The organism is Serratia sp. 3ACOL1 (genome assembly GCF_003668775.1).
Classification (GTDB): Bacteria; Pseudomonadota; Gammaproteobacteria; order Enterobacterales; family Enterobacteriaceae; genus Chania; species Chania fonticola.
This window is the reverse complement of record NZ_CP033055.1, coordinates 260,820-283,669: the sequence shown is the minus strand read 5'-3', so window position 1 is coordinate 283,669 and position 22,850 is coordinate 260,820. Positions and strand designations below refer to the sequence as shown.

The window sequence follows — 22,850 nt, the reverse complement described above, 5'->3', positions numbered from 1 at the left end:
GCTGAAGGAGAAAGTGATGTCCCGCCCTATTATTATCGATTGTGATCCAGGTCTTGATGACGCTATTGCCCTTGCCATGGCACTACGCGCCCCTACGTTAGATGTTAAAGCCGTCACCACTTCCGCTGGTAACCAGACACCGCAAAAAACCCTGCATAACGCCCTTGGCCTGCTGACGCTAATGCAACGGCAAGATGTCTTGGTCGCTGGCGGTGCCGCCAAGCCCTTGATGCGCGATCTGGTGATTGCCGATTACGTGCACGGTGATACCGGTATGGGTAACACCCATCTGCCAGCACCGGATTTCCAGCCTGTAAAACAAACTGCGGTCGAGTTGATTGCCGATCTGCTGCGTACCAGCCCAGAGCCGATTACGCTGGTGGTCACCGGCCCGATGACCAATATTGCCTTGCTGCTGTCACAGCACTCAGAGTTGAAAAGCAAGATTGAACGCATCGTGTTTATGGGCGGTGGGATGAATGCAGGCAACACCACGCCGGTGGCCGAATTCAATATCTACGTCGATCCGGAAGCGGCCGAAATCGTGCTGCAATCCGGCGTACCGCTGACCATGGCCGGATTGAACGTCACCCATCAGGCATTGGTGTTACCGCAGGATATCGAACGCATCCGCAGCATTAATAATCCGGTGGCGGCAGCGGTAGCCAGCATGCTCGATTTCTACCTGCCGTTGTATCTCAGCCACCCGCGTGGCCTGCCGGGTGCCGCCATGCACGACCCTTGCACCATCGCCTGGCTGCTGGCCCCGGAGCTGTTTGAAAGCCGTGAGCTGTGGGTGGGTGTGGAGACCCAAGGTCAATACACCGTGGGCATGACGGTAGTGGATGAGTTTGGCCAAAACGGTAAACCGGCCAACGTCGAGGTGTTGACCCATATCAACCGCCAGGGCTTTATCGATCTGATGGTCGAGTGTGTTTCACGTTATTAAATGACCCCTCACCCTACCCCTCTCCCACAGGGAGAGGGGACAGAACGTGCCACAACTCAACCACATCCTCAGCATCAGCCCTGTTACATATTAACGCCTGCAACTGAGCACAACTCAGAACTCACTTTTTACCGCTACGCCGAAGCTTGTAGCAGGTGGGGATCATGCAGGTTAGCCGACCGTTGAGCGCAGGGATGCGCGATTGCGAGCCCCCAGGGACGGGTTCACGGCGTGTCGGCGTTCTGCATAATCCCCAGCTGTAGTACCGTCACAATCAGCTACTCACCGCATGCATCACGCCGACGTCAAGGTGCTAGCCCATATCAACCGCCAAGGCTTTATCTCGACATAGCGCCATAACCCCGGACTGGTTTACTTTTGTCCGATAAAACAAGACAATGCAGCCACAATGATACAGGGAGAGACGAATGAAAGGATATTTTCGCAAGTTACTGATCGGCTTGCTAGCCGTCGTTATTGTGGCCGCTGCACTGTTTTTTTGGGTCCGGTATGAACTTAAGCAGGATGCCACACTAGCTTTTAACCAAAACAGCATCGTCAAAGAACATCTAGGCGAAGTGACCATAGAAGAACTCGGTCTGAGTCAGTTTTCGGCCCTGCCACAGTGTCAGGATGGTTGCGAGCACTATCTGGTTACCTTAGAGGGTGAAAAAGCTAGCGCTACTGCCGTTATGGACTTTGCAAAAGGGGATACTGAACTCTCCAATGCGATATTGTGTCTGGCTGACGGCACCAATATCGCTCTGACAGAAGATGCGGTGGCTTTGGTACAAAACGACACCCAAGAAACTCACTGCCAGTGATGCTTTCTCAATAAGCTGTAAATTCCCCTCATGCAACATGAGGGGAAATCGCATTAAGGCTCAAACGGCCGGCGTTGGAACTGATCGTGACCACACTTCGGGCACAGAGGCAGCACTTCCGGGGTATAGAAAGCCAGATGGTGATGGCATTTCTCACACACCAGATTGCCCAGCCCGACCACCTCGCCGCTGTGGTAGACGCCGTGATGGCTGACATCTTTAAACACCTCACGCCACTCCAACTGGGTTTTATCGGTGATATCCGCCAGTTCCTGCCACAGGCTTTCTTTAATCACGCGCATAAATACGCTGTCGGTGAATTCCTCCCGGCTCTCTTCATAGCTGCGGGCGAACTCTTCCAGATCGCGGCGCACCGCACGGGTCAACTGCTCCACTTCCGTACGGCTGAGTTCCTCCACCTCGTTCAAACGTTTCTCGGCGCTGGCGACCAATTGGTCAATGTCACGCTCACCGCTCTTTAAACGTTCCGTCAGTGACGTCACCAACTCGCGGTAATACTGAGCAACCTTGTTCATAGCTTCTCCTCGATGAACTACTGCGACAGGACTTCTCCCCTAAAATTAGGCTGTGTCCCTCAATTGTCCATGGGCCGCTGGCGGTCATTTGAGCACATGACATGAGGTTTGATGAGCTAAATATGAGTACCGTACCAGCATGCTCAAATGACCCCCAGCCCAAAGGGTCGCGCCCCAAAAACCCGTTCTCTGCGTTGTCGGACTTGAACGTAGACCCACTATGCCCTTCCCCCTCCGCCTTGATAACGGGCTTTTGTGTCTGCGACGGCACCACGCCCAATTGAGAATCACAGCCTATCCGTTATTATTTTAGTCGTAAATCACTGATGTGGCTTGGCTAGGTGAGGTTTTGACAGATTGTGAGTCACATCATGGCACAGATATTTTTTTAATACGTCGAGTCGGGCCGCTTGGTGTTGTTGCTGGCAGGTCTTATCAGCTATGCTATGCAGATCTAAAGATACTCACAGAATGCTACGGATGTAGCTGTTACACACCTACAGGACCATCGGCCGCCATGCAAGAGCAATACCGCCCCGAAGAGATAGAATCGAACGTACAGCTTCACTGGCAAGAGAAGCAAACTTTCAAGGTTACCGAAGACGCCAGCAAGGAAAAGTATTACTGCCTATCCATGCTGCCATACCCTTCTGGTCGTCTGCACATGGGTCATGTTCGGAACTACACCATTGGCGACGTGATCTCCCGCTACCAGCGTATGCTGGGCAAAAACGTGCTACAGCCAATTGGCTGGGATGCGTTTGGCCTGCCAGCCGAAGGCGCGGCGGTAAAAAACAAAACCGCACCGGCCCCTTGGACCTACGACAACATCGAATATATGAAGAACCAGCTGAAACTGCTGGGCTTCGGCTATGACTGGGACCGCGAGATCGCTACCTGCGATCCTGACTACTACCGTTGGGAACAGTGGTTCTTCACCAAGCTGTACGAAAAAGGCATGGTCTACAAGAAGACCTCGGCGGTGAACTGGTGCCCACACGATCTGACCGTACTGGCCAACGAACAGGTGATCGACGGCTGCTGCTGGCGCTGTGATACCAAGGTTGAGCGTAAAGAGATCCCACAGTGGTTTATTAAAATCACCGATTACGCCGATCAACTGCTCAACGACCTGGACACGCTGGAAAGCTGGCCAGAGCAGGTGAAAACCATGCAGCGCAACTGGATTGGCCGTTCCGAAGGGGTAGAAATCACCTTCGACGTTGCCGACAGCGCTGAGAAAGTCACCGTTTACACCACCCGCCCAGACACCTTTATGGGTGCTACCTATGTCGCCGTTGCCGCAGGTCACCCGCTGGCACAGCAGGGCGCGGTCAACAACCCGGCGCTGACAGACTTCATCGACGAATGCCGCAACACCAAGGTTGCCGAAGCCGAAATGGCCACCATGGAGAAGAAAGGCATGGCCACCGGCCTGTTTGCCATTCATCCGTTGAGTGGTGAGAAACTGCCAATCTGGGTAGCCAACTTCGTCCTGATGGAATACGGCACCGGTGCGGTAATGGCCGTCCCTGGCCACGATCAGCGTGACTGGGAGTTCGCCACCAAATACGATCTGCAGATCAAACCGGTCATTTTGAACCTGGACGGCAGCAAGCCAGACGTCAGCGCCGAAGCGATGACCGAAAAAGGCACCCTGTTCAACTCCGGCGAATTCGACGGCCTGGATCACCTGGCGGGCTTTAACGCCATCGCCGACAAGCTGGTGGCCAAAGGCGTCGGCCAGCGCAAGGTGAACTACCGTCTGCGCGACTGGGGCGTCTCCCGCCAGCGCTACTGGGGTGCTCCAATCCCAATGGTCACTCTGGAAGACGGCACCGTAATGCCAACGCCAGAAGACCAACTGCCGGTGATCCTGCCGGAAGATGTCGTGATGGACGGCATCACCAGCCCGATCAAAGCCGATCCAGAGTGGGCAAAAACCACCGTTAACGGCCAGCCTGCGCTGCGTGAAACCGACACCTTCGACACCTTTATGGAATCTTCCTGGTACTACGCGCGCTACACCTGCCCGCAGTACGATAAAGGCATGCTGGATCCGGCTGCGGCCAACTACTGGCTGCCGGTCGATCAATATGTTGGCGGGATCGAACACGCCATCATGCACCTGATGTATTTCCGCTTCTTCCACAAGCTGATGCGCGACGCTGGCCTGGTCGATTCAGACGAGCCTGCCAAACGCCTGCTGTGCCAAGGCATGGTATTGGCCGATGCCTTCTACTACACCGGCACCAGCGGCGAACGCGTCTGGGTATCCCCGGTTGATGCCACCGTCGAACGTGACGAGAAAGGCCGCATTGTCAAAGCGACCGATCCTGAAGGCCGCGAACTGGTCTATGCTGGCATGAGCAAAATGTCGAAGTCGAAGAACAACGGCATCGACCCGCAGGTGATGGTAGAGAAATACGGCGCGGATACCGTGCGTCTGTTTATGATGTTTGCTTCCCCGGCAGAAATGACGCTGGAATGGCAAGAATCTGGCGTTGAAGGGGCAAACCGCTTCCTCAAGCGCGTCTGGAAGCTGGCTTACGACCACGTTGGGCAAGGAGCCGTTCAGCCACTGAACGTCAGCGAGCTCAATGAAGATCAGAAAGCCCTGCGCCGCGACGTGCATAAAACCATCGCCAAAGTGACCGACGATATCGGCCGCCGCCAGACCTTCAACACCGCCATCGCCGCCGTGATGGAGCTGATGAACAAGCTGGGCCGTGCGCCGCAGGAAAGTGAACAGGATCGCGCGCTGCTGCAAGAAGCCTTGCTGGCCGTGGTACGTATGCTGTATCCGTTCACACCACACGTCTGTTTCACCCTGTGGCAGGCGTTGAACGCCGAAGGCGACGTAGACACTGCGCCATGGCCAGTGGCAGACGAAGCCGCCATGGTGGAAGATTCCAAACTGGTGGTGGTACAGGTTAACGGCAAGGTGCGGGCAAAAGTCACCGTGCCTGCCGATGCCACCGAAGAACAAGTACGTGAGCGCGCCGCCCAGGACCATCTGGTGGCCAAATATCTGGAAGGGGTCACGGTACGTAAAGTGATCTATGTTCCAGGCAAATTGCTTAACCTGGTTGTGGGTTAACTCAAGGAGGCTTTGTGCGACTTCGTATTCTGACGTTGTTGCTGGGGTTGGCGGTGCTTGTCACCGCCGGCTGCGGTTTTCATCTGCGCGGTACCGCGCAGGTGCCCACAGAATTGCATACGCTGATCCTGGACAGCTACGATCCCTTTGGCCCACTGACCCGTGCCGTACGCGAGCAATTGCGTCTAAGCGGGGCTACCGTGGTCAAATACGATCCGGCCCACAAGGAAGTCCCGTCACTGCGCATCGTCAATTCGACGCAAAGCCAGGATACGGTTTCGATCTTCCAGGATGGTAAAACGGCGGAGTATCAATTGGTGATGACGGTGCAGGCTCAGGTGCTGATCCCGGGGCATGATATTTACCCGATCAACGTCAAAGTGTTCCGTTCGTTCTTTGATAACCCGTTGACTGCGCTGGCCAAAGACTCCGAGCAGGACATCATCATGCAGGAAATGCGTGAGCAGGCTGCCCAGCAAATTCTGCGTAAGATGCTGGCAGTACACGCGGCGGTGCAAGAAACGCAAGAAAAAGCCGCTATCGCTGGTGAAAAAGCGGCCAGTACCCCAGCACAATGATCCGTCTTTATCCTGAACAACTTGCCGCGCAGCTCCGAGAGGGGCTGCGCGCTTGTTATTTATTGAGCGGTAATGAACCCTTGTTGCTGCAGGAAAGCCAGGATCTGATCCGCCAGGCCGCCCAACAGCAAGAGTTCACCGAGCATTACAGCATTTCCCTTGATGTCCATACCGACTGGGATGCCATCTTCAGCATCTGCCAGGCCATGAGCCTGTTTGCCAGCCGGCAAACCCTGCTGCTGATTTTCCCCGAGAACGGCCCAACGGCCCCGATCGGCGAGCAACTGGTCAAGCTGGCGGCTTTGCTGCATGACGATATCCTGTTGGTACTGCGCGGCCCGCGCCTGACCAAAGCCCAGGAGAACAGCGCCTGGTTCAAGGCACTCAGCGCTAATGGCGTTATGGTCAGTTGCCAAACGCCGGAACAGGCACAGCTACCGCGCTGGGTCGCCCAGCGAGCCAAATCCATGCAGTTGGATCTCGATGACGCAGCCAATCAACTACTGTGTTACTGCTATGAAGGCAACCTGCTGGCACTTTCGCAGGCGTTGGAACGACTTTCGCTGCTGCACCCCGATGGTAAACTGACGCTGCCCCGTGTAGAGCAGGCGGTAAACGATGCTGCCCACTTCAGCCCGTTCCACTGGCTGGATGCCCTACTGGCAGGCAAAAGCAAACGTGCCTGGCATATCTTGCGGCAACTCCAGCAAGAGGATGTCGAGCCAGTGATCTTGCTGCGCACCCTGCAACGGGAACTGCTGATGTTGCTGAACCTGCAACGCCGCATGGCGCACACCCCACTGCGTACGCTATTCGATCAGCTCAAGGTCTGGCAAAACCGCCGCAGCCTTATCACTCAGGCTCTGCAACGCCTGTCGGGTCAACAATTGCGGCAGGCGGTGCACCTGTTGGCGCAAATTGAGCTCACCCTCAAGAAAGACTACGGCCAGTCGGTTTGGCCGGAGCTGGAAACCCTGTCGATGCTGCTTTGCGGCAAACCTCTGGCGACGAGTGTCACCGATGCCTACTAGCCCGCAACAGCCGCATACCCTGCACGCCTTTTTCGGTGGCACTTTTGACCCAATCCACTACGGCCATCTGCGCCCGGTGGCGGCCTTGGCTGAAGAGGTCGGCCTTGAGAAGGTCACGTTGTTGCCCAACCATGTGCCTCCTCATCGGCCACAGCCGGAGGCCAACGCGCAGCAGCGGCTAGCCATGGTCAACCTGGCCATCGCCGGTAATCCGTTATTTGCCGTGGACGATCGCGAATTGCACCGCACCACCGCGTCTTACACCATCGAGACTTTCGAAACGATTCGTAAAGAACGTGGCGCCGCAGCGCCTCTGGCGTTTATTATTGGCCAGGATTCACTGCTGAGCCTGCACAAATGGCATCGCTGGCAAGACCTGTTGCACTTCTGCCACCTGTTGGTGCTGGCGCGCCCGGGTTATAACCAGCAGATGGATACGCCAGAGCTGCAACGCTGGCTGGAACAGCACCAGATCACCGATGCCGCCCTGCTCAGCCGCCAGCCGCACGGGTTTATCTACCTGGCTGATACCCCATTACTGGAGATATCCGCCACCGAGATACGCCAGCGCCGTCACCAAGGCATCAGCTGTGACGATTTGCTGCCGCGCCCGGTGCAGCGTTATATCGAGTTACAGGGTTTATATCGATAGGCCGCATGCTATACTGCGCCGCTATTTTTCAGGTATCCGCTGAAAACCCCAAGGATCTTGGCTAGCTGGGCAAAACCAGCAGGCTTTCAGCGGCATCCTGCCGAAACCATCACGATTCAGGCCAGTGACTTTGGGCAGTTGCCCTCAGCTTCCTGATGAACAGAACAACCCGAGGGGGAACCTTTGCAAGGTAAAGCGCTCCAAGATTTCGTTATCGATAAAATTGATGACATGAAAGGCCAAGATATTGTCGCTCTGGATGTTCAGGGCAAATCCAGCATCACCGACTGCATGATCATCTGTACCGGCACTTCAAGCCGTCATGTGATGTCGATTGCCGAACACGTCGTGCAAGAAGCCCGCGATGCCGGTATGGAACTGTATGGTATGAAAGGCCAGGCCGTTTCCGATTGGGTAGTGGTCGATCTGGGCGAAGTGATCGTGCACGTGATGCAGGAAGAAAGTCGCCAATTGTACGAACTGGAAAAGCTCTGGGGTTAAGCGGTGAAACTGCAATTGGTTGCAGTCGGCACCAAAATGCCCGACTGGGTGCAGACCGGCTTTATGGATTACCTGCATCGCTTTCCGAAAGATATGCCGTTTGAACTGACCGAGATCCCGGCGGGCAAACGCGGCAAGAATGCGGATATCAAACGCATTCTGGAAAAGGAAGGCGAGCAGATGCTGGCAGCGGTGGGCAAAGGTAACCGCATCGTTACGTTGGATATCCCAGGCACCCCGTGGGAAACGCCCCAGTTGGCACAACAGCTCGAACGCTGGAAACAGGATGGCCGCAACGTCAGCCTGTTGATTGGCGGCCCTGAGGGGCTGGCTCCGGCCTGTAAAGCCGCCGCTGAGCAAAGCTGGTCGCTTTCCCCGTTAACGTTACCGCATCCTTTAGTGCGTGTTTTGGTGGCAGAGAGCCTCTACCGCGCCTGGAGTATTACTACAAATCATCCTTACCACCGGGAGTAACCGGTGGTGACAGTAACAGAGTGAAAAAAAGCAGCGGGATGAAAATAGAACGTAACCCTTTTCGCGACTATACGGCCGAGTCCGCCCTGTTTGTACGCCGCGCCGTGGTGGCGTTTTTTATCATTCTGGTGCTGACAGGCATCCTGATTGCCAATCTGTATAATCTGCAAATCGTGCGTTTTGAAGATTACCGCACCCGCTCCAATGAAAACCGCATCAAGCTGCTGCCTATCGCCCCCAGCCGCGGCATAATTTACGATCGCAACGGCACGCCGCTGGCGCTTAACCGCACCATTTACCAGTTGGAACTGATGCCGGAGAAGGTGGACGATCTGAAAGCCACGCTGGATGCCTTGCGCCCGGTGGTCGATCTCACCGACGACGATATCGCCAACTTTGAAAAAGAGCGCAAGCGCTCGCGCCGTTTCGTCTCGATCCCGGTGAAAACCCCGCTGACCGAAGTGCAGGTGGCCCGTTTTGCCGTCAATCAATTCCGCTTCCCTGGTGCGGAAGTCAAAGGCTATCAACGCCGCTATTATCCTTATGGGTCTGCCCTCACCCACGTGATCGGTTACGTGTCGAAAATTAACGACCGCGACCTCGAGCGCCTGGACAAAGACGGCCAGCTACGCAACTATGCCGCCACCCATGATATCGGCAAGCTGGGTATCGAACGTTACTATGAAGATGTCCTGCATGGCAAAACCGGCTATGAAGAGGTTGAAGTCAACAACCGTGGCCGAGTGATCCGCCAATTACATGAACAACCGCCTTCCGCCGGTAAAGACGTTTATCTGACGCTGGATCTCAACCTGCAACGCTATATCGAGCAGTTGCTGGTCGGTAGCCGTGCCGCCGTGGTGGTCAGCGATCCGCGCACCGGGGGAATTTTGGCGATGGTTTCCAACCCTAGCTACGATCCCAACCTGTTTGTTGATGGCATCTCCAACAAGGATTATCAGGGGCTGCTCAACGATCCAAACCGCCCACTGATCAACCGTGCCACCCAAGGGGTATACCCTCCAGCCTCCACGGTTAAACCCTATATTGCCGTTTCCGCTCTCAGTGCCGGGGTGATCACCAAAAATACCGTCGTGTTCGATCCGGGCTGGTGGCAATTGCCTGGATCAGAGAAACGCTTCCGCGACTGGAAAAAATGGGGCCATGGCCGCCTCAACGTCACCAAAGCGCTGGAGGAATCTGCGGATACCTACTTCTATCAGGTAGCGTACGACATGGGGATCGATCGCCTGTCCACCTGGCTGACCAAATTCGGCTACGGCGAATATACCGGTATCGATCTTTCCGAAGAGCGTTCCGGCCTGATGCCAACGCGCGACTGGAAATTCAAACGTTACAAGAAACCGTGGTATCAGGGCGACACCATTCCGGTGGGCATCGGCCAGGGCTACTGGACCGCTACGCCGATCCAGATGTCCAAGGCGCTGAACACCCTGATTAACGACGGCAACGTCAAAGATCCGCATCTGCTGCAAAGTACCAAGATCAACGGCGTATTGGTGCCGTTCAAGCAAAAAGAGAGCAAGCAGATCGGCGATATCCATTCAGGCTTCTGGGAAATAGCCAAAGACGGCATGTACGGCGTTGCCAACCGGCCTAACGGCACGGCGCGCAAGTTCTTTGACAAAACACCGTATAAAGCCGCGGCAAAATCGGGTACCGCGCAGGTATTCGGCTATGAAACCTATAACGCCCACAAACTCGCTGAGCACCTGCGAGACCATAAATTGATGACAGCCTTCGCACCCTACGATAACCCAACGGTTTCGGTGGCCATCATTCTGGAGAACGGCGGTTCAGGCCCGGCGGTAGGCACCATTACCCGCCAGATCCTCGACCACATCCTGTTGGGCGACAACAATACGCAATTACCGGATGCGGAACCGCTGCCGCCAGGTATAGAAGGTGATTAAGGTAGAACATGACTGAAAGCCAACAAAAGGGCTCTATCTGGACCAAAATCCATATCGACCCGACATTCCTGCTGTTTATTCTGGCCTTGCTGATCTACAGCGCCGTGGTGATGTGGAGCGCCAGCGGCCAGGATATGGGCATGATGGAGCGCAAAATCGGCCAGATCCTGATGGGGCTGATCGTGATGGGCGTGATGGCGCAAATCCCGCCACGGGTTTATGAAAGCTGGGCACCCTACCTGTATATTTTCTGCGTGATATTGCTGATCCTGGTGGATGCCTTTGGCCAAATCAGTAAAGGCGCACAGCGCTGGCTGGATCTGGGCTTTGTGCGCTTCCAGCCTTCGGAAATCGCCAAGATCGCCGTGCCGCTGATGGTGGCACGCTTTATGAACCGTGACGTGTGCCCGCCTTCGCTGAAGAATACCGGCATCGCGCTGGTGCTGATCTTCCTGCCCACCTTGCTGGTTGCCGCACAGCCCGATCTGGGCACCTCGATCCTGATCGCAGCCTCAGGCCTGTTTGTGCTGTTCCTGTCGGGGATGAGCTGGAAGCTGATCGCCGTGGCTGCCGTAGCGCTGGCCGCCTTTATCCCGGTGTTGTGGTTCTTCCTGATGCACGGCTATCAGCGTGACCGCGTGATGATGCTGCTCGATCCGGAAAGCGATCCGTTAGGGGCTGGTTACCATATTATTCAGTCGAAAATCGCCATCGGCTCTGGCGGCCTATCGGGTAAAGGCTGGCTGCACGGCACTCAGTCTCAGCTCGAATTTCTGCCGGAACGCCACACCGACTTTATCTTCGCGGTGTTGGCAGAAGAACTTGGCCTGATCGGCGTGCTGGTGCTGCTGGTGCTGTATCTGCTGGTGATTATCCGCGGGCTGATGATCGCCGCCCGGGCACAGACCACCTTTGGCCGCGTAATGGTCGGTGGGCTGATGCTGATCCTGTTCGTCTATGTGTTTGTTAACATTGGTATGGTCAGTGGCATTTTACCGGTAGTTGGCGTACCTTTGCCTTTGGTCAGTTACGGGGGTTCGGCGCTGATCGTACTCATGGCTGGGTTCGGCATCGTGATGTCGATCCACACGCATCGGAAAATGTTGTCTAAAAATCTATAAGAGGTGTGCAATGCGTAAGGAATGGCTTTGGGTCGGCGCGGTTGCTGCTGCGGTATTACTTTCCGCCTGTACCACGACGGAAGAAACACAGGCTCCGGTGCAACAAGCCTACAACGGGCCGGTGACCGAGATCGGCGGCGTGGAGCCTCACTATGAACCCTATAACCCTGGCACCCTGCAGGATTATAAGGTTAATGGCGACACTTATCGCATCGTGCAAGATCCGCAGAACTTCTCGCAGACCGGCCTGGCAGCCTGGTACGGCGAAGAGGCCAACGGCAACACTACCGCTATTGGTGAGCAGTTCGATCCCAATGCGCTGACCGCTGCTCATCCCACCTTGCCTATTCCTAGCTATGTACGCGTCACCAACCTGGCCAATGGCCGTCAACTGGTGGTACGCGTGAACGATCGCGGCCCTTATACCTCTGGCCGGATTATCGATCTGTCCAAAGCTGCCGCCGATCGCCTCAACCTGTCCAGCAACACCAAGGTGAAAGTCGACTTTATCAAGGTTGCTCCGGACGGCACGTTGAGCGGCCCTGGGACCGTGGGTACCGTCGTCGCCAAACAGAGCTACGCCCTGCCTCCACGCCCGGATCTCAGTTCCGGCAGCGGTATGGATACACCGATGCAGCAATCGGCACCGGTTACCGCCCCTGCCGCTCAAGCGATGGACAACGGCAGCATGAACTACAACGACAGCAGCACTACCCCTGCCGCCTCCACTGGCCGTAGCGGTGGTTTCCTTGGTGCGCCGCAGCCGTTAGCCCCAGGCGTATTGGAAGGGTCAGAACCCAAGCCGGTCATCAGCGCGCCAACTGCAGCCCCGGTTGTGGCCAGCGCAGCCGCAGCCAGTGCCAGCGGTAGCTATGTCGTTCAGGTAGGTGCCCTGAGTAATGCCGAGCGTGCGCAAAGCTGGCAACAGCAACTGAGCCAGCAGTTTGGCGTTCCTGGTAAGGTCGCCGCCAACGGCGCCGTCTACCGCGTGCAGCTTGGCCCGTTCAGCAATCGTCAACAGGCCGCACAGTTGCAACAGCGTCTGGCCACTGAGGCACAACAACAGTCCTTTATCACTGCCGCACCCTAGTCGTGAAACTCGGCAGGCCGATGCCGCCGACAGCAGGTCGTTGACTTATCTGAAACATTTTCTTTCAGGTAAATCTGTGTAAACCCCCTACTGTCGGCCGAATGGCTAATGCCTGCCGGGGCCCCGTCTGCTATAGTGTGACTCGTTTTTTAACTTAACTTTTACGGATGTTGTAGTCCCGATCATGAAACAGGTAACCTCTTTTCGCTTAATCAAAAGCCTCACGCTTGGCACTGCCATCGCGCTCAGCGCAGCGTCAGTTGCCCACGCAGACGACGTTAATATTAAAACCATGATCCCAGGTGTGCCGCAGATTGATGCCGAGGCCTACATCCTGATTGATTACAACTCCGGTAAAGTGTTGGCGGAATCGAACGCCGACGCGCGCCGCGACCCTGCCAGCCTGACCAAAATGATGACCAGCTACGTCATCGGCCAGGCGCTGAAATCCGGCAAGATTGGCCAGGACGATATGGTCACCGTAGGTCAGGACGCCTGGGCTACCGGCAACCCGGTGTTCAAAGGTTCCTCACTGATGTTCCTCAAACCGGGCGACCGCGTGCCGGTTTCCAAGCTGACTCGTGGTATCAACCTGCAATCTGGTAACGATGCCTGTGTCGCCATGGCGGACTACGTCGCGGGTAGCCAGGACGCATTCGTTAACCTGATGAATACCTACGTCAAACAGCTCGGCCTGCAAAACACCCACTTCCAAACCGTGCACGGCCTGGATGCGGAAGGTCAGTTCAGCTCGGCGCGTGATATGGCGTTGATCGGCCAGGCGCTGATCCGCGATGTGCCAGACGAATACGCTATCTATAAAGAAAAAGAGTTCACCTTCAACAATATCCGTCAGCTGAACCGTAACGGTCTGCTGTGGGATACCAGCCTGAACGTCGATGGGATTAAAACCGGCCATACCAATTCGGCGGGTTATAACCTGGTAGCTTCAGCGACGGAAGGCCAGATGCGTCTGATCTCCGCCGTTCTGGGTGGCCGTACCTACAAAGGCCGCGAAACCGAAAGCAAAAAACTGCTGACCTGGGGCTTCCGCTTCTTTGAAACCGTCGCACCGCTGAAAGCAGGCAAAGAGTTCGCTTCTGAACCGGTTTGGTTCGGCGATGCCGATCGCGTCGAGCTGGGCGTAGACAAAGATGCCTACCTGACCATCCCACGCGGCCGGATGAAAGATTTGAAAGCCAGCTACGTGCTGAACACCCCGGAAATTCATGCTCCGCTGGCCAAAAACCAAGTGGTTGGCACCATCAATTTCCAGCTGGATGGCAAAACCATCGATCAGCGCCCACTGGTGGTGCTGAACGAAGTGAAAGAAGGTGGCTTCTTTGGCCGCATCGTGGATTATATCCGCCTGATGTTCCATCACTGGTTCGGCTAACCCTTGAATCGGCTGAGTTCGGCCCCATATAATAATTAACACTAACTCCCGCCCCGGCGGGAGTTATAATTTAGAGATCCGCCACAGCTGGAGCGCACCAACATGCAAAAGACTAAACTGAACGAACTGCTCGAATTCCCCTGTACCTTTACCTACAAGGTAATGGGCCTGGCACACCCCGAGCTGGTAGACCAGGTGGTTGAAGTGGTGCAACGCCATGCTCCAGGGGATTACAACCCGCAGGTCAAACCGAGCAGCAAAGGCAACTACCACTCCGTTTCCATCACCATCACCGCCACCCATATCGATCAGGTGGAAACGTTGTATGAAGAGTTGGGCAATATTGAAATTGTCCGTATGGTGCTGTAATTACAGCATAACTCCCTGCCAGCCAACCTGGTTCAGCACAAGCGCTGTCTGGGTTGCTCTGGTTCCTCAGGGATAAATGCTGGTCGCGGGCCAGAGCGCCCGGTATAATGTTTTTTACCACTTCTGTAACCTGACGATGCCCCGCTTGCAACACAATAAGATCATTCTCCGTCAGCTAGGGTTGCAGCCCTATGAGCCTGTATCCCAAGCCATGCACAGCTTCACCAATCACCGCGATGAGTCCACGCTCGATGAATTGTGGCTGGTGCAGCATCAAGCCGTGTTCACCCAAGGCCAGGCCGGTAAGGCAGAACATCTGCTGATGCCAGGCGATATCCCGGTGATCCAGAGCGATCGCGGCGGCCAGGTTACCTATCATGGTCCAGGCCAGCAGGTGCTGTACGTGATGGTAGATCTGAAACGCAATAAAGTAGGTGTTCGCCAACTCGTCACGGCCTTGGAAGAGACCGTTATTAATACCCTCGCCCATTTCAAGATCGAATCACGCGCCCGCCCGGATGCGCCCGGCGTGTACGTGGGCGAACAAAAGATTTGTTCATTAGGTTTGCGGATCCGCAAAGGTAGCTCATTTCATGGCCTGGCCCTGAATGTCGCCATGGATCTCACCCCTTTCCAACGCATCAACCCCTGCGGTTATGCCGGAATGCAGATGACACAGGTCAGCGCGCTGGCACCAGGTGTCGGGATTGCCGATGTGCATCCCATTCTGGTACAGGAATTTGTTCATTTACTCGGCTATCAGACGGTCGAGCTTCGTAACTGGAACCTGCACGATTATGAGTAAACCGATTCAGATGGAACGCGGCGTCAAATACCGCGATGCAGACAAAATGGCGTTAATCCCGGTAAAAACGGTGGCCACCGAACGCCAAGAGCTGTTACGCAAACCCGAGTGGATGAAGATCAAGCTCCCTGCCGACTCTACGCGCATTCAAGGCATCAAGGCCGCGATGCGCAAAAATGGCCTGCATTCGGTCTGCGAAGAGGCGTCATGCCCGAACCTGTCTGAGTGCTTTAACCACGGTACCGCCACCTTCATGATCCTGGGGGCCATCTGTACCCGCCGTTGCCCATTCTGCGACGTGGCTCATGGCCGCCCGGTGGCTCCCGATGCCAACGAGCCGGAAAAGCTGGGGCAAACCATTGCCGACATGGCATTGCGCTATGTGGTGATCACCTCGGTTGACCGTGACGATTTACGTGACGGTGGCGCTCAACACTTTGCCGACTGCATTACTGCCATCCGTGCCAAGAGCCCGAGCATCAAGATCGAAACCCTGGTGCCAGACTTCCGTGGCCGTATGGATCGTGCGCTGGAAATCCTTACCGCCACGCCGCCAGACGTGTTTAACCATAACCTGGAAAACGTGCCGCGTGTTTATCGCCAGGTACGTCCTGGGGCTAATTACGAATGGTCATTGAAGTTGCTGGAGCGCTTTAAGGAAGCTCACCCCTCGATCCCGACCAAATCCGGCCTGATGGTGGGTTTGGGTGAAACCAACGCGGAAATCGTGGAAGTGATGCGCGATCTGCGCCGTCATGGTGTAACCATGCTGACGCTGGGGCAGTATCTGCAACCAAGCCGTCACCATCTGCCAGTGCAGCGCTATGTCAGCCCGGCGGAGTTTGACGAAATGAAAGAAGAAGCGATGGCAATGGGCTTTACCCATGCTGCCTGCGGCCCGTTTGTGCGTTCGTCCTATCATGCGGACTTGCAGGCCAAAGGGCTGGAAGTGAAGTAACCGCGGTAATCTTTTGTTACGCTTCACCTACGATTAACGCCAAAAAACGGATGTCCTTACGGCATCCGTTTTTTTATGCTCAGCGGCAGAGGCGGTTAAATGTCTTTCTTTTCGACGCTCTGCTGCGCGGTAGGCGTTTCAGCCGTATTCTGAGCAGGAGGGGTGTCGTCGCCCACCGCTTTTTTAAAGCCTTTCAGCGCCGCGCCCAGATCCGCGCCCAGAGTACGCAGTTTGCTGGTGCCGAACAGCAACACGATCAACACCGCAATTACCAGCAGCTTGGTAATACTGATACCTTCCATAATCACCTTCTTTATTCATTTATGGCTGCAGGACGCAGCGCGGGAACAAACTTTGTCTATAGGTATTTAGCGACTTTCTTTCGGCTATAACAACAACCAGTTGTAACAAGGTGAGATCTACCCGAGATGTTCTATGCTTAGATTATAGGGCATATTCTTGGCTATTCGCTTTTTTCCGGCTCCAGGTCGGCTGCATAATTCATCACAGGGAAACATGGGATGCCTACAGCTCCATCGGCTATTAACACCCGGCGTGCAGGTCTCAACTTCGCCAGGCGTCTCTACCTGCCACGTATTGTCGGCCTGGGGATTGGTTTCTTGTGCGTACTTACGGCGCTCTATCCAGAGCACCAGTCGGTTGGCGTGTGGATCTTGCTGGCAGTGAATGGCTTTATCTGGCCACATGTCGCTTATCAGTGGTCCATCCGCAGCGAAGCCCCCTACGCCACCGAGATCCGCAACCTGCTCATCGATGCACTGCTAGGTGGGATGTGGGTCGCCATTATGGGTTTCAACGCGCTCCCCGCCGTGGTGATCCTGTCGATGATGGGGATGAACAATATCGCTTCCGGAGGGCCGTCTCTGTATTTCAAAGGGCTGATGGCGCAAATTATCGGGGCGCTGGTTACCAGTGTGATACTTGGCTTCCCGTTTACGCCACAATCCACGCCGCTGCAGGTTTATCTGTGTCTTCCGATGATCTTCGTCTACCCAGTCTTCCTAGGCTACGTGACCTACCAAACCGCCAAGCGGCTGGCGGAAAAGCAACAGGAACTATTACGCATCAGCACGCGTGATGGCTTGACTGGCGTGTTTAACCGCCGCCATTGGGAACACCTGCTGCACAATGAGTTTGATAGCTGCCGGCGCTATAATCATACGGCTACGCTGATCCTGATGGATATTGACCATTTCAAAGCCATCAACGACACCTTTGGCCATGGGTTGGGGGATGAGGCGCTGATCGTGCTGGCGGAAGAGTTAGTGCTGGGGCTGCGGGCGATGGATATCGTTGGCCGCTACGGCGGTGATGAGTTCGGCGCGGTGTTGCCCAATACCAGTGCCGAACAGGCCAGCCTGGCGCTCCACCGCATTCAGGAGCGCCTGAACGAGGTCGTCTTCCGTGAAGCCCCTGGGTTAAAGCTGAATATCAGCGCAGGGATCGCCGATTACCAGCCCGAGATGCCCGGCTACCAGGAGTGGTTGAAGGCTGCCGATATCGCACTGTATCGGGCAAAAAATAATGGCCGCAACCGGCAGGAACTCGCCGAGCATCAATGCTAGCCCACTAGTTTATTAAGCTAATAACTTGATGGGTGAATAAGTTGCTAGCGTAATCAGGTGTTCGTCAGCTCCCCTCACCCTAGCCCTCTCCCACAGGGCTGTCTCTTATACACATCTCAAGTTGCGGTCAAATGGCCGTAATTTGAGAAACATAGCAGGCTGATTTTAAAGAGAATTTTTCCGAGTGCCCTATTGATTCGCTTGAAATAATTCCCATAAAAAACAGTAAGATGCCGAGTTGTGTATAAGAGACAGCCCACAGGGAGAGGGGACCGGACGTGCCACAGATTAGCTCCTGCGCCGGACCACAACACCGGACTGGCTCCCTCTCCTTTTTGGGGAGAGGGTTGGGGTGAGGGGGAACAGCGATGGCAGAATTGTTAGCAATACCCATCCAGCTAGCAAAACCACAGCGACAAGGTGTAAAATCTGCCCCGCGCGATTGCTTCGTGCCAACAAACGGAGATGACATTCCTCCATAACCGCCTTTCACAGGCTGATGATGTCTACGTAACCTCTCAGAAAGGTGCGTAGGCGCTTGCCTGAACCTTTCTGAGCATCTTCCATCTTTAGATAGGGTTTATCACCATGTGGAGTTCTTTACTGGCTGTGTTTATTGGCGGTGGTTTGGGTAGCGTACTGCGCTGGGCAGTGAGCCTGAAGCTCAACCCTCTACATCCGCATATTCCATTGGGCACTTTGACCGTAAACCTGGTAGGGGGGTTTATCATCGGGCTGGCACTGGCGCTGTTTATCCGTATGACACACATTGATCCGGTTTGGAAGCTGCTGATCACTACCGGATTTTGCGGCGGGTTGACTACCTTCTCTACTTTCTCGCTCGAAGTGGTTTATCTGTTGCAGGATGGGCGCGTTGTCTGGGCTATCACCAATATGCTGCTCAACCTGGCGGGTTCGCTGGCGATGACGCTGTTGGCCTTTATGCTGGTCAGAGCGTTCTACGGCCAATGAAATCTCGGGGCTTAAGGTTTTCTTAATCTGCCATCGGGATAATCCTCGCTCAGTAACCTGTGCTGAGTGAGGAATTGAATGTTTAACCTGCCAAAAACCACTACTGAATGGATTGTCACCCTGACGTGCGTGCTGATCGTCCTGGCCTTCATCAAGGTTTACCTGTTCCCTTAACTGCTCCCGGCCTGAAAAAAAAGCATAAAAAACCCGCTCATGGAGCGGGTTTTAACAATTTTGGCTACTGTAGCTTAGATAGCGATAACGTTAGCAGCAGATGGCCCTTTGGCACCGTTCGTGATTTCAAATTCTACACGCTGGCCTTCAGCAAGAGTTTTGAAACCATTGCTAGCGATGGCAGAGAAGTGAACGAAAACGTCCTTGCTACCATCTTCTGGAGTAATGAAACCGAAACCTTTAGATTCATTAAACCACTTAACGCTACCTTTAATCTTAGACATCAAACTTACCTTTAACGTGAATGTAAGACACAAAATGTGTGTCCAATACAGTACAGCAATTAGACGGGATTTTGTCCACAACACAGATCACATAAAATCGATAAAAAGTGAAAAAGTCGGTTATTTACCCTGTAAATTGATGTCCGAGGTTACCAAGGACACCCAAGGCAGCCCAATCCGCCATAAAACCGTTGAGTGACCGAGTAAACACCTCTGTAACACATTATTGCCCCTCAACCCGCAGTTTTTAGGTTTTCGTCTTACTGATGAAACACCGCCCCCCTGTCACTGCAAGGCATTACGCGTTATCATTAGCGCTGTTACGAACGACCTGATGAGAATGACCATGAACGGCAAGATAACGACTTTTTTTGAAGACAAAGGCTTCGGTTTTATCACCGACGAGAACGGGGAAAATCGTTATTTTCACGTGATTAAAGTGCAAAACCCAGAGCTGATTAAGAAAAATGCGCTGGTAACCTTTGAGCCAACCAACAATACCAAAGGGCCCTCGGCCTATGCGGTAAAGGTACAGGCACCAAGCAAGTACATCACCATCGCTAACGAGAGAATCAAAATCTCCAGCATCAAGTCCTTCGATACCTTCACCAAAGAAGTGCCGGTTAAGGTGGAGGTCGATAAAGAGAACACCGTGTTGTCCGTTGGTTTGCTCATGAACCGTATCCGTCCGCAAGTAGCCGAAGCGCCACAGACCGCCACGGAAACGCTGCGTATGCTGTCAATCACCACCTTCCAGAACGCGACTCACGTCTTCTCTGAGCATGAAATCGATATCGATGAAACCGTGCAGGCGTTGAAGACCCTATAGCCCCTGAAAACAATCAAAGCTATTTAATGGCACCTGTGTTAGCGTGGGTTTTCACCTGACACAGGTACGCGATATGTCTGAATCCACCAGCGTTAAAGGTTACAATAACCGCACCACTCAAATTGCCTGCCCAAAGTGTGCTTATGTTACCGAACAGCAATGTTCAAAACTGCGTAAACTCAGCACCTTGATTTGCCCCAACTGCGGCACGCAATTCGCACCAAAGCAGGGCTGAAACGCTATTTGAATATGACATGGTTGAGGCTGTTACCGCTGACCATGTTAAACGATTCGACGCAGTTGCGGCCTTGGGACTTGGCGCGATAAAGCGCAATGTCCGCCATATTCATCAACTGTTCCAGTGATTTATCCTCATTCATTGCCAAACTCGCCACGCCCACACTAATCGTGATCCGTAATGGCGCTTTGCCGTTCGGGTTCAGTTCGGCACTTTCTATCCGCCGGCGCAAATGTTCCCCCAGGGCCACCGCCTGCGTCCCCAGCGCTCGCGGCAGCATAATGGCAAATTCTTCCCCCCCAGACGACCGAATAGCTGGTCGTGGCGCAGCTCACGTCGCAAAATATGAGCGAATGCCGCCAGGACGTGGTCACCGATGGCATGACCATGGGTATCGTTGATCAGTTTGAAATGATCGATATCGATTAACAACAGCGACACCGCCTCCTTCGTGCGCTGCTTCTGTTCCAGCATTTCCCTGCCTTTGCGCGTTAAAGCACTACGCGCCAGTGTCCCGGTAAGGAAGTCGTGGTTCGCACTGTGCTCCAGCCGGCGCAGCAGTTTACGGCTAACGGCAATCGAGCTGGACAAAATAAGCGGCCCCATCACCAACATGGCAATCCCCAAACGTGCTGACATCAGGCTGTCCATGACCGCCCCTCGCGCTCCCGGCGTTTCATACAGCATCAGATTGGCAGAAATGCTGACAATCTCCGTCACGCCGGTGAGAAACGTCAGCAAGGTGACGGTAAATAAATGATAACGCACGGCGCACCATAGCAGTGCGGGGATGGGGAAGGCTATCGCGCCAGGCCCACCGATATACACGCTAAGCGCCAACGAAAGCAACAACGCCAGCAAAGGCAGGCTGGAACGCAATTGCCAGCCAAACTGCAGGCTCAGCAATTGCTTTAAGCGTGGCGCGGCCAGCACCACCGGCAGGATTAACAGGTTGGTCGAGAACTGTTCGCTAAACCAGGACATCCAGGCAATGATCAGCGTATTGTTGTATTGACTGTCAGTGCGCAACACTGACAGCGTTGCCGATAGCGCGGCCCCAAGCAGACAGGCGGTAAACATATACAAAATCGCCTGGGGCTTGCCCATACGCCGTTGAGACTTGGGCAGCATCGACATCACGGCATAGCCGGTGGCAATCAGCGCCATATTGCAGGCATTTAGCCAAAGTGCCAGTGGCCAGTTTTCACCGGCGCTGAAATCGGCAGCAATCATGCCAAGATAGGTGCCAATCCATCCCAACATCGTCGCATAGCCAGGTTTACGCAGCATCAAGCCAAGCAAAATAGCATTCACCGGCCAAAACAGAGAGAGTGACCCTAACGGGCGGGTGAATATGCCAAACAAGGAAAGCAGGTAGGCCAATAAAAATACATTGACCAGCAGAACCGTCGCTGGCAAACGCTGTCTTTCTACGCTCATGAAATAACCTGCGAGGCAATAATAACAACACTGACTATAAGCATGCTTTCTTTCCCCAAAAAAGTAACAACGAACCACAACGCCCATTAAAATGGTCAATTAAATCAATCAAAAACCCTATCGTGTCTTATTAGTTTAATTCGCCGCTGACAATGTAAAACCCTGTTCGCTGGACTCATCCTTTTAACGAACATGGTTGTTAACAGCATAGTCTAAATTGTTAACGCTATTGAAATAACAAACTATGAGAAATTATAAGGGTATAAGGTTAAGACTCTTCTTACTTGCGGGTTATTTTCCTGCAACGCCAGCAGAAGCGCAATGAGAAAAGCCCGTAAAGAGCTGCAGGCTGACTGGGGTTCGAAAACTAAATGGACAGTTACGGCGCAGGCCCACAGGCCAGCACGGGTAGTGATGGTAAGACAGCAAGCTTAGGCGTAAAAAAGCCCGGCTAGGAACCGGGCATAAAGTGTCGAAATGCAGTGTTAGCCCAAACGGGCTAATAACTGGCTTATCATAATCCTCAATTGTGCAGAAAAAGTGGATCACCCCAAGCTCCACCCTCTTTAACCGGCAAGTCACCACGCTATCTAACCGCTGCCAGACAAACTAACGTATTGAGCATGCCCGGCACACCAAAAAAAATCCCGCACAAGGCGGGATAAAATCAAAGGGATGGTAATACACTACAGGACTAACACAACATCATCGGGCTGGAATAACCTTACCAGCGCGAGTGTATAGAAATGTCATGCTTGGGTAAGGATGATGTGCCAGATGTAACGCCTGATAGAAGGCACTGACAAACCAGTGGTTTTACTCTGACAGGACATTAATTGTAACCAATGGCAACATGGTTTTTATGGTGGGTGCAGCACACCAATCGCCGCTCACCGGGTGAATTGCGGGCCTTGCATTACAAACCCTTTGGCGACGCCATTGCGTCGGGGTTTATTAATGAGCTATCCCTGTCGTAATAAAAGACAATCTGTAACAGCGCTATTTTTCT

The 22,850-nt window shown here is 54.2% G+C and carries 22 protein-coding genes, 1 pseudogene and 1 riboswitch; of the genes and pseudogenes, 19 read left to right on the top strand and 4 right to left on the bottom strand.

Annotated elements, in window-relative coordinates; translation table 11 throughout:
• The first annotated feature begins 16 nt into the window (after positions 1-16).
• Together rihA and D9980_RS01375 are read left to right on the top strand one after the other, a co-directional pair.
• Complete coding sequence (rihA, locus tag D9980_RS01380; protein WP_024483198.1) at positions 17-949, top strand: pyrimidine-specific ribonucleoside hydrolase RihA; 933 nt, start codon at positions 17-19, stop codon at positions 947-949.
• A 428-nt stretch (positions 950-1,377) separates the two neighbouring features.
• Positions 1,378-1,773, top strand: a complete 396-nt coding sequence (locus D9980_RS01375) for a hypothetical protein (protein ID WP_121606187.1) — start codon at positions 1,378-1,380, stop codon at positions 1,771-1,773.
• A gap of 53 nt (positions 1,774-1,826) precedes the next feature.
• Here the strand turns inward: D9980_RS01375 and D9980_RS01370 are convergent, their stop codons facing one another.
• Complete coding sequence (locus tag D9980_RS01370; protein WP_121606186.1) at positions 1,827-2,309, bottom strand: zinc ribbon-containing protein; 483 nt, start codon at positions 2,307-2,309, stop codon at positions 1,827-1,829.
• Between the two features lie 517 nt (positions 2,310-2,826).
• Between D9980_RS01370 and leuS the strand changes: the two genes are divergently transcribed.
• From leuS to lipA, 13 genes are all read left to right on the top strand, one after another.
• The gene (leuS, locus tag D9980_RS01365) at positions 2,827-5,409 is read left to right on the top strand and encodes a leucine--tRNA ligase (RefSeq protein WP_121606185.1); all 2,583 of its coding nucleotides are present in this window, start codon (positions 2,827-2,829) and stop codon (positions 5,407-5,409) included.
• A 14-nt stretch (positions 5,410-5,423) separates the two neighbouring features.
• Complete coding sequence (gene lptE, locus D9980_RS01360; RefSeq protein WP_024483201.1) at positions 5,424-5,987, top strand: LPS assembly lipoprotein LptE; 564 nt, start codon at positions 5,424-5,426, stop codon at positions 5,985-5,987.
• Positions 5,984-7,018: a DNA polymerase III subunit delta gene (gene holA, locus D9980_RS01355; protein WP_024483202.1), complete on the top strand. Its 1,035-nt coding sequence runs from the start codon at positions 5,984-5,986 to the stop codon at positions 7,016-7,018. The genes lptE and holA overlap by 4 nt, the downstream gene beginning before the upstream one ends.
• Positions 7,008-7,670 (top strand): nicotinate-nucleotide adenylyltransferase, encoded by a 663-nt coding sequence (nadD, locus tag D9980_RS01350; RefSeq protein WP_121606184.1) that lies wholly within the window; start codon positions 7,008-7,010, stop codon positions 7,668-7,670. The genes holA and nadD overlap by 11 nt, the downstream gene beginning before the upstream one ends.
• Before the next feature lie 183 nt (positions 7,671-7,853).
• Positions 7,854-8,171, top strand: a complete 318-nt coding sequence (gene rsfS, locus D9980_RS01345) for a ribosome silencing factor (RefSeq protein WP_021180005.1) — start codon at positions 7,854-7,856, stop codon at positions 8,169-8,171.
• Between the two features lie 3 nt (positions 8,172-8,174).
• Complete coding sequence (rlmH, locus tag D9980_RS01340) at positions 8,175-8,645, top strand: 23S rRNA (pseudouridine(1915)-N(3))-methyltransferase RlmH (protein ID WP_004949595.1); 471 nt, start codon at positions 8,175-8,177, stop codon at positions 8,643-8,645.
• A 38-nt stretch (positions 8,646-8,683) separates the two neighbouring features.
• On the top strand, positions 8,684-10,579 hold the full coding sequence (gene mrdA / locus D9980_RS01335; protein ID WP_121606183.1) for a peptidoglycan DD-transpeptidase MrdA: 1,896 nt from the start codon (positions 8,684-8,686) through the stop codon (positions 10,577-10,579).
• 8 nt (positions 10,580-10,587) lie between these two features.
• Entirely contained in the window at positions 10,588-11,700 is a 1,113-nt protein-coding gene (gene mrdB, locus D9980_RS01330; protein ID WP_021805334.1) for a peptidoglycan glycosyltransferase MrdB, read from the top strand.
• 10 nt (positions 11,701-11,710) lie between these two features.
• Positions 11,711-12,790 (top strand): endolytic peptidoglycan transglycosylase RlpA, encoded by a 1,080-nt coding sequence (gene rlpA, locus D9980_RS01325; RefSeq protein ID WP_121606182.1) that lies wholly within the window; start codon positions 11,711-11,713, stop codon positions 12,788-12,790.
• Positions 12,791-12,974: 184 nt separating this feature from the next.
• On the top strand, positions 12,975-14,186 hold the full coding sequence (dacA, locus tag D9980_RS01320; protein WP_065686399.1) for a D-alanyl-D-alanine carboxypeptidase DacA: 1,212 nt from the start codon (positions 12,975-12,977) through the stop codon (positions 14,184-14,186).
• A gap of 102 nt (positions 14,187-14,288) precedes the next feature.
• Complete coding sequence (gene ybeD, locus D9980_RS01315; RefSeq protein ID WP_021180010.1) at positions 14,289-14,555, top strand: DUF493 family protein YbeD; 267 nt, start codon at positions 14,289-14,291, stop codon at positions 14,553-14,555.
• A 136-nt stretch (positions 14,556-14,691) separates the two neighbouring features.
• The gene (lipB, locus tag D9980_RS01310) at positions 14,692-15,360 is read left to right on the top strand and encodes a lipoyl(octanoyl) transferase LipB (RefSeq protein WP_024483206.1); all 669 of its coding nucleotides are present in this window, start codon (positions 14,692-14,694) and stop codon (positions 15,358-15,360) included.
• Positions 15,353-16,318 carry a lipoyl synthase gene (gene lipA, locus D9980_RS01305; protein WP_065686397.1) on the top strand — a complete coding sequence of 322 codons (966 nt, stop codon included), beginning with the start codon at positions 15,353-15,355 and terminating at the stop codon, positions 16,316-16,318. The genes lipB and lipA overlap by 8 nt, the downstream gene beginning before the upstream one ends.
• Positions 16,319-16,413: 95 nt before the next feature.
• Here the strand turns inward: lipA and tatA are convergent, their stop codons facing one another.
• Entirely contained in the window at positions 16,414-16,620 is a 207-nt protein-coding gene (tatA, locus tag D9980_RS01300) for a Sec-independent protein translocase subunit TatA (RefSeq protein ID WP_121606181.1), read from the bottom strand.
• A gap of 219 nt (positions 16,621-16,839) precedes the next feature.
• On the opposite strand from tatA, the gene adrA reads away from it, so the two are divergent.
• Both adrA and crcB read left to right on the top strand, forming a co-directional pair.
• On the top strand, positions 16,840-17,904 hold the full coding sequence (gene adrA, locus D9980_RS01295; RefSeq protein ID WP_121606180.1) for a diguanylate cyclase AdrA: 1,065 nt from the start codon (positions 16,840-16,842) through the stop codon (positions 17,902-17,904).
• A 452-nt stretch (positions 17,905-18,356) separates the two neighbouring features.
• Positions 18,357-18,420, top strand: a riboswitch (Fluoride riboswitch).
• Between the two features lie 72 nt (positions 18,421-18,492).
• Complete coding sequence (gene crcB / locus D9980_RS01290) at positions 18,493-18,876, top strand: fluoride efflux transporter CrcB (RefSeq protein ID WP_024484953.1); 384 nt, start codon at positions 18,493-18,495, stop codon at positions 18,874-18,876.
• A gap of 248 nt (positions 18,877-19,124) precedes the next feature.
• Here crcB and cspE read toward each other — a convergent pair whose 3' ends face one another.
• Positions 19,125-19,334 carry a transcription antiterminator/RNA stability regulator CspE gene (gene cspE, locus D9980_RS01285; protein ID WP_002210315.1) on the bottom strand — a complete coding sequence of 70 codons (210 nt, stop codon included), beginning with the start codon at positions 19,332-19,334 and terminating at the stop codon, positions 19,125-19,127.
• A 346-nt stretch (positions 19,335-19,680) separates the two neighbouring features.
• Here cspE and D9980_RS01280 point away from each other — a divergent pair, with 346 nt between their 5' ends.
• Together D9980_RS01280 and D9980_RS26905 are read left to right on the top strand one after the other, a co-directional pair.
• Positions 19,681-20,163, top strand: a complete 483-nt coding sequence (locus D9980_RS01280) for a cold-shock protein (RefSeq protein WP_021180015.1) — start codon at positions 19,681-19,683, stop codon at positions 20,161-20,163.
• 73 nt (positions 20,164-20,236) lie between these two features.
• Positions 20,237-20,398, top strand: coding sequence for a YnfU family zinc-binding protein (locus D9980_RS26905; protein ID WP_021180016.1), 162 nt, complete (start codon positions 20,237-20,239; stop codon positions 20,396-20,398).
• 4 nt (positions 20,399-20,402) lie between these two features.
• On the opposite strand, the pseudogene D9980_RS01275 reads toward D9980_RS26905, so the two are convergent.
• Positions 20,403-21,841: pseudogene (locus D9980_RS01275) on the bottom strand (diguanylate cyclase).
• Between the last annotated feature and the right edge of the window lie 1,009 nt (positions 21,842-22,850).

What these genes read in the sequence shown, in the direction of transcription:
- lipA (WP_065686397.1), top strand. Translation starts at nt 15,353, where the DNA reads ATGAGTAAACCGATTCAGATGGAACGCGGCGTCAAATACCGCGATGCA.
- leuS (WP_121606185.1), top strand. Translation starts at nt 2,827, where the DNA reads ATGCAAGAGCAATACCGCCCCGAAGAGATAGAATCGAACGTACAGCTT.
- cspE (WP_002210315.1), bottom strand. Translation starts at nt 19,334, where the DNA reads ATGTCTAAGATTAAAGGTAGCGTTAAGTGGTTTAATGAATCTAAAGGT.
- rihA (WP_024483198.1), top strand. Translation starts at nt 17, where the DNA reads ATGTCCCGCCCTATTATTATCGATTGTGATCCAGGTCTTGATGACGCT.
- rlpA (WP_121606182.1), top strand. Translation starts at nt 11,711, where the DNA reads ATGCGTAAGGAATGGCTTTGGGTCGGCGCGGTTGCTGCTGCGGTATTA.
- holA (WP_024483202.1), top strand. Translation starts at nt 5,984, where the DNA reads ATGATCCGTCTTTATCCTGAACAACTTGCCGCGCAGCTCCGAGAGGGG.
- adrA (WP_121606180.1), top strand. Translation starts at nt 16,840, where the DNA reads ATGCCTACAGCTCCATCGGCTATTAACACCCGGCGTGCAGGTCTCAAC.
- nadD (WP_121606184.1), top strand. Translation starts at nt 7,008, where the DNA reads ATGCCTACTAGCCCGCAACAGCCGCATACCCTGCACGCCTTTTTCGGT.
- mrdA (WP_121606183.1), top strand. Translation starts at nt 8,684, where the DNA reads ATGAAAATAGAACGTAACCCTTTTCGCGACTATACGGCCGAGTCCGCC.
- D9980_RS26905 (WP_021180016.1), top strand. Translation starts at nt 20,237, where the DNA reads ATGTCTGAATCCACCAGCGTTAAAGGTTACAATAACCGCACCACTCAA.
- D9980_RS01375 (WP_121606187.1), top strand. Translation starts at nt 1,378, where the DNA reads ATGAAAGGATATTTTCGCAAGTTACTGATCGGCTTGCTAGCCGTCGTT.
- crcB (WP_024484953.1), top strand. Translation starts at nt 18,493, where the DNA reads ATGTGGAGTTCTTTACTGGCTGTGTTTATTGGCGGTGGTTTGGGTAGC.
- mrdB (WP_021805334.1), top strand. Translation starts at nt 10,588, where the DNA reads ATGACTGAAAGCCAACAAAAGGGCTCTATCTGGACCAAAATCCATATC.
- D9980_RS01280 (WP_021180015.1), top strand. Translation starts at nt 19,681, where the DNA reads ATGAACGGCAAGATAACGACTTTTTTTGAAGACAAAGGCTTCGGTTTT.
- tatA (WP_121606181.1), bottom strand. Translation starts at nt 16,620, where the DNA reads ATGGAAGGTATCAGTATTACCAAGCTGCTGGTAATTGCGGTGTTGATC.
- D9980_RS01370 (WP_121606186.1), bottom strand. Translation starts at nt 2,309, where the DNA reads ATGAACAAGGTTGCTCAGTATTACCGCGAGTTGGTGACGTCACTGACG.
- lipB (WP_024483206.1), top strand. Translation starts at nt 14,692, where the DNA reads ATGCCCCGCTTGCAACACAATAAGATCATTCTCCGTCAGCTAGGGTTG.
- ybeD (WP_021180010.1), top strand. Translation starts at nt 14,289, where the DNA reads ATGCAAAAGACTAAACTGAACGAACTGCTCGAATTCCCCTGTACCTTT.
- dacA (WP_065686399.1), top strand. Translation starts at nt 12,975, where the DNA reads ATGAAACAGGTAACCTCTTTTCGCTTAATCAAAAGCCTCACGCTTGGC.